Annotated in this window: 12 protein-coding genes; 4 read left to right on the forward strand and 8 right to left on the reverse strand. The window is 61.7% G+C overall.

Features of this window, described 5'->3' with window-relative positions:
* Positions 1-65: 65 nt before the first annotated feature.
* Both B0W55_RS25935 and B0W55_RS25940 read right to left on the reverse strand, forming a co-directional pair.
* The gene (locus B0W55_RS25935; RefSeq protein WP_077048769.1) at positions 66-551 is read right to left on the reverse strand and encodes a DUF523 domain-containing protein; all 486 of its coding nucleotides are present in this window, start codon (positions 549-551) and stop codon (positions 66-68) included.
* Positions 552-553: 2 nt separating this feature from the next.
* Positions 554-1,186 (reverse strand): 2OG-Fe(II) oxygenase, encoded by a 633-nt coding sequence (locus B0W55_RS25940; RefSeq protein WP_077048770.1) that lies wholly within the window; start codon positions 1,184-1,186, stop codon positions 554-556.
* A 108-nt stretch (positions 1,187-1,294) separates the two neighbouring features.
* Between B0W55_RS25940 and B0W55_RS25945 the strand changes: the two genes are divergently transcribed.
* Complete coding sequence (locus B0W55_RS25945; RefSeq protein WP_077048771.1) at positions 1,295-2,047, forward strand: DUF2059 domain-containing protein; 753 nt, start codon at positions 1,295-1,297, stop codon at positions 2,045-2,047.
* 106 nt (positions 2,048-2,153) lie between these two features.
* On the opposite strand, the gene B0W55_RS25950 is transcribed toward B0W55_RS25945, so the two are convergent.
* Positions 2,154-3,104, reverse strand: coding sequence for an alpha/beta hydrolase (locus tag B0W55_RS25950; RefSeq protein ID WP_077048772.1), 951 nt, complete (start codon positions 3,102-3,104; stop codon positions 2,154-2,156).
* A gap of 97 nt (positions 3,105-3,201) precedes the next feature.
* Here B0W55_RS25950 and B0W55_RS25955 point away from each other — a divergent pair, with 97 nt between their 5' ends.
* Positions 3,202-3,783, forward strand: coding sequence for a DUF6436 domain-containing protein (locus B0W55_RS25955; protein ID WP_077048773.1), 582 nt, complete (start codon positions 3,202-3,204; stop codon positions 3,781-3,783).
* Between the two features lie 111 nt (positions 3,784-3,894).
* Positions 3,895-6,297: a penicillin acylase family protein gene (locus B0W55_RS25960; protein WP_077048774.1), complete on the forward strand. Its 2,403-nt coding sequence runs from the start codon at positions 3,895-3,897 to the stop codon at positions 6,295-6,297.
* 219 nt (positions 6,298-6,516) lie between these two features.
* Here B0W55_RS25960 and B0W55_RS25965 read toward each other — a convergent pair whose 3' ends face one another.
* A complete protein-coding gene (locus B0W55_RS25965) occupies positions 6,517-7,482 on the reverse strand; it encodes a GlxA family transcriptional regulator (RefSeq protein WP_077048775.1) in 966 nt (321 codons plus the stop codon).
* 306 nt (positions 7,483-7,788) lie between these two features.
* On the opposite strand from B0W55_RS25965, the gene B0W55_RS25970 reads away from it, so the two are divergent.
* A complete protein-coding gene (locus tag B0W55_RS25970; protein WP_077048776.1) occupies positions 7,789-8,430 on the forward strand; it encodes an HD domain-containing protein in 642 nt (213 codons plus the stop codon).
* Positions 8,431-8,560: 130 nt separating this feature from the next.
* Here B0W55_RS25970 and B0W55_RS25975 read toward each other — a convergent pair whose 3' ends face one another.
* The 4 genes from B0W55_RS25975 to B0W55_RS25990 form a co-directional block, all read right to left on the reverse strand.
* Entirely contained in the window at positions 8,561-9,451 is an 891-nt protein-coding gene (locus B0W55_RS25975; protein WP_077048777.1) for an ABC transporter permease subunit, read from the reverse strand.
* Positions 9,448-10,368: an ABC transporter permease subunit gene (locus B0W55_RS25980; RefSeq protein ID WP_077048778.1), complete on the reverse strand. Its 921-nt coding sequence runs from the start codon at positions 10,366-10,368 to the stop codon at positions 9,448-9,450. The genes B0W55_RS25975 and B0W55_RS25980 overlap by 4 nt, the downstream gene beginning before the upstream one ends.
* A complete protein-coding gene (locus tag B0W55_RS25985) occupies positions 10,365-11,507 on the reverse strand; it encodes an ABC transporter ATP-binding protein (protein ID WP_077048779.1) in 1,143 nt (380 codons plus the stop codon). Before B0W55_RS25985 ends, B0W55_RS25980 begins: the two co-directional genes overlap by 4 nt.
* Before the next feature lie 72 nt (positions 11,508-11,579).
* The gene (locus tag B0W55_RS25990; RefSeq protein ID WP_077048780.1) at positions 11,580-12,677 is read right to left on the reverse strand and encodes a polyamine ABC transporter substrate-binding protein; all 1,098 of its coding nucleotides are present in this window, start codon (positions 12,675-12,677) and stop codon (positions 11,580-11,582) included.
* Positions 12,678-12,803: the final 126 nt, after the last annotated feature.

Raw genomic sequence — 12,803 nt, forward strand, 5'->3', positions numbered from 1 at the left:
TGATGTTGCCTGACACATCGCTTTCGCGAGCAAGCCCGCTCCCACAAGGGGGTTTGTGGCGTGTATCAGTCTTGCGCAACCAGGGCTTTAGCCGCCTCAGCCAACTCCAGCTCACTGAAAACCTGCACCCCGTGACGCCTGAGCAACGCCGCCGTCACCCCTTCGCCACTGACCTTCACCCCGGTGAACGTGCCGTCATAGGTCAACAGATTGCCGCACGACGGGCTGTTGGCCTTGAGCACGGCAATGTGGATGTCGTGTTTTTGCACCAGCTCCAGCGCCTGGCGGGCCCCGGATAGAAACTGTGCACTGACGTCCTCGCCTTCGGTGGTGATCACCGAGACCTTTCCCTCCAGCACTTCACTGCCCTGCCCACCCGCAATCTCCGCCGCCGCCCGAGGCGTGGGCAAGCCGCCGACGACTTCCGGGCACAACGGCACCACCCGCCCCTCATCAAGCCACGCCTGAAGTTGATCGAAAGGTCCGCTGGCACCGCCGTCGTAGCGCACGCGGTGGCCCAGCAGGCAGCGGCTTACCAGGATTTTCTGCATGATCAGAACGGCTCGTTGCCGCGACGCCGGAACCAGCCGGTCAACGACAGACGTTCGCGGGTGGCGGGCAGGACTTCGTGGGGGACATTGCCGGACAGGAATACCACCAGGCAACCGCCGGTCGGTACCACATCGTATTGCGCCTCGTCGTCCAGGTACATGCGCAACTGACCGCCGTGCTCCGGCAACCAGCCGTCATTCAGATAAACCACCGCCGACACCATGCGCCGGTCGTCGTCGCGAAAGCGGTCGACGTGCCTGAGGTAGAACGCGCCGGGCGGGTACATCGCGAAATGGCTTTCGAAATCTTCCAGGCCCAGGAACAGATCGCGGTTCATCGCCTCGCGCAGGCCGTCCATCAGGCTCAGGTAGCTGTCGCACGCCTCGGCCTGGCCAGGTTCGATCCACTGGATGTGATCGCCGCGAATGCCCTCGCGGATCTCGGAGGCAGGCCCGCGCCCCACCGCCGCAGGGGCCAATTCACCCTTGGCCGCACGTTTACGGCACTCGGCCGCCAGTGCTCGGGTCAGATCCAGAGGCAGGAAAATATTCTGCTGTGACCAGCCGTTGGCAGCCAGGTCATCGACGATTCGTAACAGCAGCGGGTGATCAGAAGGTATTTGCATGGCGCGCATAGTATTCCTGCGCCTGAAAATCCGACAGAGCCACGCGGCGGGTTGATACGAATTCTCGACAAGACCGGATGCCACACGGAGAATAGTCGCCTGCTGACAGGAGTCCCTATGCGCCGTTTGCTTTTCTCTCTGCTGATGTTCTGCGTTTTGCCCGCCTGGGCAGACGGCCACGACCAGTTGTACAAGGTCGCAGGCTGGCCGGAACAACGCGCGCATTTCAACGATGCCCTCTCGGCCGCCCAGCAACGCTACCAGAGCAGCTTGCCGCCGGCGGTGTACCAGGCGCTGGTCAATAACAGCAACCAGCGTTTTGCCTCCAATGCCGTAGACCAGCGCGCCGAGGCGCAATTGCGCAAGAACCTCGCCGATCCCAAGCCTGCCCTGGCGTTCTTCCAATCGCCCCTGGGCAAGAAGATCGTTGCCGCCGAGCTGCTGGCGACCCGTCGCGACCAACTGGCGAAAAATGCCAAAGGCCTGCCGAAAATGACCGCCAGCGACAGTCGCCTGCTGATCATCGGCCACCTTGCCCAGGCGCTGCCTGCACGGGAGGCCGGTGCCGAAGTCAGCCTGGCGATTGCCGGTGTCGCCGCCGACAGCCTGAGCTCGATGATTCCCGGCCTGCTTGGCGGGGGCCAGGCCCAGGGCATGTTGAACGGTCAGCGTCAGCGCTTGATGGACCAGATCGGCAGCGACCTCAACAACACCCTGCTGTATGTCTACCGCGACCTGTCGGACGAAGAGCTGGAAGAGTTCGCCACCTTTGCCGAGTCGGCCGAGGGCAAGGCGTATTACCAGGCGGCGCTGGCAGCGATTCGGGCGGGGCTGGCGGTGGGGCAGAGCACTTCAAATCTCAGCCAGTAATTTTTGGGGCCTGAAGGCCCCATCGCTAGCAGGCTAGCTCCCACAATGGTCCCGTGTATGCAAATCCGATGTGGGAGCTAGCCTGCTCGGGATGAGGCCAGTACTGTCACTGAGCATTGCGCCCTTTGATCCGCTTGGTCAAAAACCCGAAATACTCCCCCCGAAACACCTGCGTCTCGTTCGCCAGGTGGTGCCGTGCCTCAGGCAGCATCAGCACCTGGGGCCGATCGAATTTGGCGCGCAATACCTCAAGGTTGTGCTCCCAATCCACCGTCATGTCCGCCTGCCCCTGCACAATCAATGGCCGCCGCAGGCTTGCCGGCGCGGCTTCGACGTACTTGATCCAGCGCGCCAACGCCCCCACCCACGCCGTCGGCAGCCGCATCGGTTGCAGCGGATCGGCTTGCAGGAACGGCAAGAACGCCGGGTCGTTGGAGTTTTCACTGAAGCGCCGGGCGATGGCTTTTACGAAGGGTTTAAGCAGGTAATAGCTCAGTTGCGACCAACCCCATGCCCGCGGCCGCACCAGCGGCGCCAACAGAATCACCTGGCCCTGGGCCGGGCTGTTCGCCCCCGCATGCAGCACATGATCGATCACGATCGCCCCGCCGGTACTTTGCCCGCACAAGTGCCACGGCTGCGGCAGATCCAGGGACTGCGCCTCGGCAAACAAGCCCTGCAAGGTGTCCTGATACTCCGCGAAATCCTTGATGCTTGCCCGCTCGCCACTGGACAGGCCATGCCCCGGCAAGTCACAGGCGATCACCGCAAAGCCCTGGTCCAGCGCCCACTCGATCACATGTCGATAGAGCCCGGTGTGATCGTAGAAGCCGTGGAACACAAACAGCGTCGCCCTGGCCCGTTCGGGCCACCAGACCTGGCTCACCAGCTCATAACCGTCGACCTGAAAACGCCCCAGGCGGCTGCTGACGTTGCGCGAGGAAAAATCCAGCCCGTAGAAACGTTGATAGGCCTGGGCCTGCGCGGACAACGGCTGGCCCTCGGCCAAGGGCCGCAGGCTGGCGCGCAGTTGATCAGGGTCGAACGTGACGGACATGGGGTGATTCCAGAGCGCTGAAAGGACTAAATGGTCCTGCGATATTCATCTGTCGCGGCAAGCATGGCAAGCTAGCCGACCTTCGAGGATTGAACCCATGCGATCGCCCCTGCGCGCCACCCTGTTTGTCAGCCTGATCGCCCTGGTGTGCATCGGCGTGTTGTGGGCGGCGTACGACTGGTTCCAGGGACGCTATCTGCGCGCGTTCAGTGAACACACGGCGCTGTTTTCCGGCGATCCGCTGCGCCTGCCCGACGCCCTCGCCGGGCCCGGCGCCATCCGCCTGGTGCACTTCTGGGATCCGGCCTGCCCGTGCAACGTCGGCAATCAACAACACCTCAGCGAACTGGTCGAACTGTACGGCCCCCAGGGCGTTGAATTCTATTCGGTGCAGAAGCCGGGCAGCCACGGCCAGTTGCCAAGCACTCTGAGCAGCTTGAAACCCTTGAGCGTCCTGCCCGGCTCCGAGCAGATCCCCGCCAGCCCCGCCGTGGCGATCTGGGACCGTAGCGGCAAACTGGCGTACTTCGGGCCTTACAGCGAGGGCCTGACCTGCAATTCCAGTAACAGTTTTATCGAACCGATCCTGCAAGCGTTAAACGAGGGTCGCGCGGTGAGTGCCACCCACACACTGGCGGTGGGGTGTTACTGCCCTTGGCCCGTCGATCCGTCGAAGTAGCGAAAAGCGCTGCAATACGAATCCCTCCTACGGGCGATGCGCCAATTCGGTGAGCCGTGTTAAACAGTGACACCAGGGAACTGCTGCCACACATAACAACAAGGAGTCACCATGAAACGTAGCCTGACCGCTCTCGGTTTGCTGATCGTCGCGCTCGTCGCAGCTGGCGGCTGGTACATCTACAGCAAGCAGCCGACACGCCAGGGCATGGTGGAACTGCAACACCTGCAAGGCTCGGTCACCGTGCGCTACGACGAGCGCGGCGTGCCACACATACGCGCCGAAAACGAGCCGGACCTGTACCGCGCCCTAGGCTACGTCCACGCCCAGGATCGCCTGTTCCAGATGGAAGTGCTGCGCCGCCTGGCTCGCGGAGAACTGGCCGAAGTGCTCGGCCCCAAGTTGCTGGACACCGACAAGCTGATGCGCAGCCTGCGCATTCGCGAACGCGCCGAAACCTACCTGGCGAATCTGGACAAGCAATCCCCCACCTTCATCGCCATGCAGGCCTATCTGGATGGCATCAACCAGTATCAGGACAGCCACGCCAAACCCGTGGAGTTCGATGTGCTGGGCATTCAAAAACGCCCTTTTACCGCACAGGACACCATCAGCATCGCCGGCTACATGGCCTACAGCTTTGCCGCAGCGTTGCGCACCGAACCGCTGCTGACCTACATTCGTGATCAACTTGGTCCTGACTACCTGAACGTGTTCGACCTCGACTGGCAGCCCAAAGGCGTATTGTCCAACGGCGCCGCGCCAGCCCTGGCCAGCGCCGACTGGAAAGACCTCAACGCCCTCGCCCGCCTGAGCGAACAGGCCCTGGCCGACAACGGCCTGCCGCAGTTCGAAGGCAGCAACGCGTGGACGGTGGCTGGCAGTCGAACCAAAAGTGGCAAGCCACTGCTGGCGGGTGATCCGCATATCCGCTTTTCCGCGCCCTCGGTGTGGTACGAGGCCCACCTCACGACGCCCGGCTTCGAGCTCTACGGCCACTATCAGGCGCTGATGCCGTTCGCGTCCCTGGGCATGAACCGTGATTTCGGCTGGAGCATAACCATGTTCCAGAACGACGACCTCGACCTGATCGCCGAGAAGGTCAATCCCGACAACCCCAATCAGGTCTGGTACCGCGGCAAGTGGGTGGACCTGGTGACCAGCGAACAGCAGATCGCGGTCAAGGGCCAGGCCCCGGTGACCTTGACGCTGCGCCAGTCGCCCCACGGCCCGATCGTCAACGATGCGCTGGGCAACAGCGTCGGCAAGACCCCGATTGCCATGTGGTGGGCGTTTCTCGAAACCCAGAACCCGATCCTCGAAGGCTTCTACCAGCTCAACCGCGCCGACACCCTGGCCAAGGCCCGCAGTGCGGCGGCGAAAGTCCAGGCACCCGGCCTGAACATCGTCTGGGCCAATGCCAAGGGCGATATCGGTTGGTGGGCCGCGGCGCAACTGCCCAAGCGTCCTGCCGGCGTGCGTCCGTGGTTCATCCTCGACGGCAGCACCGGCGAGGCCGACAAGGATGGGTTCTACCCATTCAGCGCCAACCCGCAAGAAGAAAACCCGGCGCGCGGCTATATCGTCTCGGCGAACTTCCAGCCTGTGTCGCCAACGGGCATGGAGATCCCCGGCTATTACAACCTGGCCGATCGTGGCCAGCAGCTCAACCAGCAGTTGGGCGACAAGAACGTCAAATGGGATCTGGAATCCAGCCAGAAGCTGCAACTGGGCACTACCACCGCTTACGGTCCGCGTTTGTTGGCACCCCTGCTGCCGGTGCTGCGTAACGTCGTCTCTGATCCCGCCGAGCTGAAGCTGGTGGAACAATTGGCCCGGTGGAAAGGCGATTACCCGCTCGATTCCACCAGCGCCACTGTGTTCAACCAATTCCTGTTCAACCTGGCTGACGCGGCGATGCACGATGAACTGGGCAACGACTTCTTCGAAACCCTGCTCTCGACCCGCGTGATCGATGCTGCGTTGCCACGCCTGGCGGCCAACCCCGATTCGCCGTGGTGGGACAACCGCAACACCCTCGGCAAGGAAAGCCGCGACGACACAGTCAAGGCGGCTTGGCAGGCAGCGCTCGCCCACCTCAAGACCACCCTGGGTGCGGACTCCGCGCAATGGCAATGGGGCAAGGCGCACACCTTGACCCACGGTCATCCGCTGGGTCAGCAAAAGCCCCTGGATCGCCTGTTCAACGTCGGCCCGTTCGACGCGCCCGGCACTCATGAAGTACCGAACAACCTGTCAGCGAAGATCGGTCCGGCACCCTGGCCGGTCACCTATGGTCCTTCGACCCGGCGCCTGATCGACTTCGCCGACCCGACCCACAGCCTGACCGTCAACCCGGTGGGCCAGAGCGGCGTGCTGTTCGACAGTCACTATGGGGATCAGGCCGAGGCGTATATCGAAGGGGTGTATTTCCAGGCGCATCTCAATGAGGAAGAGGTGACGGCCAATACGCGCAGTACGTTGAAGCTGCTGCCGGCGCGGTCAGCTCCATAGATTTTTGTTGGCTGGGCTGACGCCTTCGCGAGCAAGCCCGCTCCCACAAGGGATACGCATTTCCATGTGGGAGCTGTTACCGGCGCGGTCAGCCCAATAGATTTTTGTTGGCTGGGCTGACGCCTTCGCGAGCAAGCCCGTTCCCACAAGGGATATGCATTCCCATGTGGGAGCGGGCTTGCTCGCGAAGGGGCCCGTGCAGACAACAAAAAAACCCACTCAAACCATTGCCGCAAAATTCTGCCGAAACTGCTGCGGTGTCACCCCCAGCCGCCGATTGAACACACTGCGCATGTGCTGCGCATCGCGGAAACCGCACTGGTAGGCCACGGTCTTGAGCGGTGCGCTGGTGCTCTCCAGTATCACTCGCGCGGCATCCACCCGCGCCCGTTCGACGAACTCGGCCGGGGTGATTTTCGCCTCCTTGGCGAACACCCGGGAAAAGTTGCGCGCACTCATGTTGGCAGCGTTGGCCAGGTCGGCAATGGTGAGGTCGCCGGTCAGGTTGGCCAACACGTAATGTTGGACCATCGCCACCGCCGAGGTCGGTTCGGCATGGGGCGTGAGGAACGGGCTGAACTGTGATTGGCCGCCCGAACGCTGTGTGAACACCACCAGCCGCTTGGCCACACTCAGCGCCACTTCCGGCCCATGGTCGCGACCCAGCAGGAACAATGACAGGTCGATCCCAGCCGTGACCCCGGCCGAGGTGTAGAGCTCGCCATCCTGCGCGTACAGGCGATCGGCCTCGACCTTGGTTGACGGACACAACGCCGCCAGCGCCGCCGCATCATCCCAATGGGTCGTCACTGTTCGCCCTTCCAGCAGCCCGGCGCGGGCGAGCATGAAGGCACCGTTGCAGATCGAACCGTAACGCTGCGCCAGCGCGCAGGCGTCGCGCAGCCAGGCATCGAATACCGGACCGAATTCCGTGAACGGCAACTGTGGTCCGCCGGCGACCAGCAGTAGGTCGTAAGGCTGCAACGCTTCGCTGAAATGCCGGTGGGCGTTCAGGACCAGGCCGTTGGAACAGGCCATCGCCCCACGTTCGACGCCAATCACTTCCAGACGGTAGTGATCCTCGGGGGCGAGAAAACGATTGGCCTCGGAAAACACGTCCATGGGGCCGGTGACATCCAACGACTGGACACCGCCGAACACGACGATGGCAACGGTTTTAATCATGGCTGCAATGGCCCTCACTAGCTCTGGATACGCCGCTCCCTTGTAGGAGCGAGCTTGCTCGCGATGAACGCAAGGGCGCCGCGCTTATCCTGGCAGCCCTCGTCATCGTTGGCGTCCATCGCGAGCAAGCTCGCTCCTACAGGGTCCGGGTGCAAACTTAGCCAATCGGCGCCCAACAAGCGAGGCTGGCGCGATATGCATGCTCATTGGCCGGGATCGCAGCCATGGATCGATTGTTCGCCCGGGGGTGCGCGAACACACTGAAACCCTCAGCGCCGCCACGGCGTTCACCACGAGGGCACACCCATGAGCACCACCATTGCCGGTATCAAAATTCCTGACAGCGCACTGGCCAAGGCCACCACCGAATACATCCGCGACAACGAATCCGACCTGCTCTACCACCACTCGCGTCGGGTGTTTCTGTTCGGCGCGCTGAGCGGCGAGCGCAAGCAGCTGGCCTACAACCCGGAGTTGCTGTACGTCGGCGCGATGTTCCATGACCTGGGTCTGGTGGAAGGTCATCGCAGCGACACCGAGCGTTTCGAAGTCGACAGCGCCAACGCCGCCAAGGCCTTCCTGCAGCCCTATGGTTTTTCCGATGACGATATCGAGCAGGTGTGGTTGTCGATTGCCCTGCACACCACACCGAATGTGGTGCACCACTTGCGCCCTAACGTGGCACTGGTGACCGCGGGTGTCGAAATGGATGTACTGGGTATCGACTACGCGGCATTCCCGACTGAGCAGCGCGAGGCCGTGGTGCATGCGCATCCACGGGGCGAAGGGTTCAAGGAGTGCATTCTGTGTGCGTTCGCCAACGGCTTCAAACACAAACCGGATACCACCTTCGGCACGGTGAACGCCGATGTGCTGGTGGACAGCGAGCCAGGCTTCAAGCCGATGAACTTCGTCGAGATCATCCGCAAGTCTCCTTGGGTTTCCTGATCACTGAAAAGCAATGTGGGAGCGGGCTTGCTCGCGAAGGCGAAGTGTCAGTCGACTTAACATTCGGCTGATACACCGCTTTCGCGAGCAAGCCCGCTCCCACATTTGACCTCGGACCTGTGGTCGAGCGTCAGGCCGCTTCCGGCGCCTGCGCGCGGCGCACGTCCGGTTGCTTCCAGGAGTCCGCGGCGCTTTCTTCGATGGCTTGCTGGATCGCACGCTTGCGCGCTTCTTCGGCACGGCGGCTGAAGAACCACACCAGGAAGGTCATCAGCGACACCGCCAGCAAAATCAGGCTGGCCACGGCGTTGATCTCAGGCTTCACGCCCAGGCGCACCGCCGAGAACACTTCCATCGGCAAGGTCGTGGAACCCGGGCCCGACACGAAGCTGGCCAACACCAGGTCATCCAGCGACAGAGCGAACGACATCATGCCGCCCGCACCCAGCGACGGCGCGATCATCGGGATGGTGATCAGGAAGAACACCTTCCACGGCCGCGCACCGAGGTCCATGGCCGCCTCTTCGATGGACAGGTCCAGCTCACGCAAGCGCGCCGACACCACCACCGCCACGTAGGCCGCACAGAACGTGGTGTGGGCGATCCAGATCGTCACGATGCCGCGTTCCTGGGGCCAACCGATCATCTGCGCCATGGCCACGAACAGCAGCAACAGCGACAGACCAGTGATCACCTCCGGCATCACCAACGGTGCGGTGACCAGGCCACCGAACAGCGTACGGCCCTTGAAGTGGGTGATACGGGTCAGGACGAACGCCGCCAGCGTCCCCAGCGCCACCGCAGCAATCGCCGTGTAGCAGGCGATTTCCAGCGAGCGCACCACCGAGCCCATCAGTTGGGTGTTGTCGAGCAGGCCGACGTACCACTTGATCGACCAGCCGCCCCACACCGTTACCAGTTTCGAGGCGTTGAACGAGTAGATCACCAGGATCAGCATCGGCGCGTAGATGAACAGCAAGCCCACTACCAGCATGAAACTCGAGAAACGGAAGCGCTTCATTCTTTACCCTCCATTTCCTTGGCCTGACTGCGGTTGAACAGAATGATCGGCACAATCAGGATCGCCAGCATCACCACCGCCAGGGCGGACGCCACCGGCCAGTCGCGGTTGTTGAAGAACTCCTGCCACAACACTTTACCGATCATCAGGGTTTCCGGACCGCCGAGCAGTTCCGGGATCACGAACTCACCCACCACCGGGATGAACACCAGCATGCAGCCGGCGATGATGCCGTTCTTGGACAGCGGGATGGTGATCTTCCAGAAGCTGTTGAAGGTACTCGAGCCCAGGTCCGATGCCGCTTCCAGCAGGCTGTTGTCGTGCTTCACCAGGTTGGCGTACAGCGGCAGGATCATGAACGGCAGGTACGAATAAACCACGCCGATGTACACCGCCAGGTTGGTGTTGAGGATCTGCAGCGGTTCATTGATCCAGCCCATGCTCATCAAAAAGCCGTTGAGCAGACCGTTGTTGCTCAGGATGCCCATCCACGCGTACACGCGGATCAGGATCGCGGTCCAGGTCGGCATCATGATCAGCAGCACCAGCACCGTCTGCAGCTCCTTGCGGGCACTGGCGATGGCATAGGCCATCGGGTAGCCGATCAGCAGGCAGAGGATGGTGCTGAAAAACGCCATCTTCAGCGAGCCGAAGTACGCAGCGATGTAGAGCTCATCGTCGCCAAGCATCGCGTAGTTGCCCAGATTCAGCAGCACCTGCAGCTTTTGCTCGGCGTAGCTGTAGATCTCGGTGTACGGCGGAATGGCCACGTCGGCTTCGGCGAAGCTGATCTTCAGGACGATGAAGAACGGCAACATGAAGAACAGGAACAGCCAGATGAAGGGAACCCCGATGACCATCTGGCGGCCACCGGGAATTATTCGATTGAGGCGGCGTTTGAATTTGCGCATGTTCATGAGCGAAGTACCACGCCGCTGTCGTCTTCCCACCAGACGAACACCTGATCACCCCAGGTCGGACGTGCGCCACGGCGCTCGGCGTTGGCCACGAACGACTGGACGATCTTGCCGCTCGGCAGCTCCACGTAGAACACCGAATGGCCACCCAGGTAAGCGATGTCGTGGACCTTGCCGCTGGACCAGTTGTATTCGCAGGTCGGCTGGGTCGGGGTCACCAGCAGCTTTTCCGGACGGATCGCGTAGGTCACGGACTTGTCCTGCACCGAGGTGCTGATGCCGTGGCCGACGTAGATCTGGCGGTCCAGGTCCTTGCAGGTGATGGTTGCGTGGCCTTCGGCATCGTCGATCACTTCACCGTCGAAGATGTTGACGTTGCCGATGAATTCGCAGACCAGGCGGCTGGTCGGGGTTTCGTAGATGTCGATCGGGCTGCCGATCTGGGCGATCCAGCCCAGGTGCATGATCGCGATGCGTTCGGCCATGGTCATGGCCTCTTCCTGGTCGTGGGTCACCATCACGCAGGTCACGCCGACGCGCTCGATGATCTCCACCAGTTCCAGTTGCATCTGCGAACGCAGCTTCTTGTCCAGCGCGCCCATCGGCTCATCGAGCAGCAACAGCTTGGGCCGCTTGGCCAGGGAACGGGCCAGGGCCACACGCTGTCGCTGGCCACCGGACAGTTGATGAGGTTTGCGTTTGGCGTACTGGCTCATCTGTACCAGCTTGAGCATGTCGGCCACGCGGGCATCGATTTCCGCGGCCGGCAGTTTGTCCTGCTTGAGGCCGAAGGCGATGTTCTGCGCCACGGTCATGTGCGGGAACAGCGCGTAGGACTGGAACATCATGTTGATCGGCCGCTCGTACGGCGGCATGTCGGTGATGTCCACACCGTCGAGGAAGATCCGCCCTTCGGTCGGTCGTTCGAAGCCGGCGAGCATGCGCAGCAAGGTGGATTTGCCCGATCCCGAACCGCCGAGCAAGGCGAATATCTCGCCTTTCTTGATTTCCAGGGACACATCGTCCACGGCAATCGTCTCGTCGAACTTTTTCGTGACCCGGTCGATTTTGACCAACACCTGTTTAGGTGACTGGTCGCCCTCGAGGGCTTTCTTATAGGCGCCGGAGGCAACTGCCATTTACGAAACTCCCAAAAAAAAGAGTGCAGTTCGCTCAAGGTGAGCCAACCTTGGATAGTTTGAGCCTTGAAGCTATTTACCCGACTTGACCTTGGTCCAGCTGCGGGTCATCAAACGTTGAATGTTTGGCGGCAGCTCGATGGACACGTAGGTCTTGTCGAGTACCGATTGCGGTGGATAGACCGATTCGTCGGTGCGAATGGACTGCTCCATCAGCTTGTCGGACGCCGGGTTGGGGTTGGCATAGCCGACGTAATCACTGACCTGCGCGATCACCTCAGGTTTCAGCAGATAGTTGATGAACGCGTGGGCCTGCTTGACGTTGGCCGCGTCCTTGGGAATTGCCAGCATATCGAACCACAACGCGCCGCCTTCCTTGGGAATCGAGTAGACGATGTCCACGCCCTTCTTCGCTTCGGCCGCGCGGTTGCGCGCCTGGAACATGTCGCCGGAGAAACCGATCGCCACGCAGATGTCGCCGTTGGCCAGGTCCGCGATGTACTTGGAGGAGTGGAAGTAAGTCACGTAAGGCCGCACCGCCAGCAACTTGGCTTCGGCCTTTTTGTAATCTTCGGGGTTGGTGCTGTTGGGGTCCAGGCCCAGGTAGTTGAGGACCGTGGGCATCATTTCATCGGCGGAATCGAGGAACGCCACGCCACAACCGTGCAGCTTCTTGATGTTCTCCGGCTCGAACACCGCAGCCCAGGAATCGATCTTGTCGACGCCCAGCGCAGCCTTGACCTTGGCAGGGTTGTAACCGATGCCGTTGGTGCCCCACAGGTACGGCACGGCGTACAGGTTGCCCGGATCGTTCTGCTCCAGGCGCTTGAGCAGCACCGGGTCGAGATTCGAGTAGTTGGGCAGCAGCGACTTGTCGAGTTTCTGGAATGCCCCGGCCTTGATCTGCTTGCCCAGGAAGTGGTTGGACGGCACGACGACGTCATAGCCGGTGCGCCCGGCCAGCAACTTGCCTTCCAGGGTTTCGTTGGAATCGAACACGTCGTACACCGGCTTGATCCCGGTGGCCTTCTGGAAGTCGGCCAGGGTGGTCTCGCCGATGTAGTCGGACCAGTTATAAATATGCACGGTGCCGGCGGCCTGGACACTGGCGGCAAGCGTCAGTCCGGCGCCCAGCAACAGGGCATTGCGAAACAGAGAAGAAATAGGCAAGTGGAGGTCCTCTAAAATTAGTTGGGCCCAAGTTGCCCCGCGTTACATGACAGCCGTGGCTGCATGGCAACAAAACCGGCGCGCAACTTACCCTCGAAAAACCGTTCCAGCAAACTTTATGAAGAT

It is taken from the genome of Pseudomonas sp. KK4 (assembly GCF_001984065.1).
Lineage (GTDB): Bacteria > Pseudomonadota > Gammaproteobacteria > Pseudomonadales > Pseudomonadaceae > Aquipseudomonas.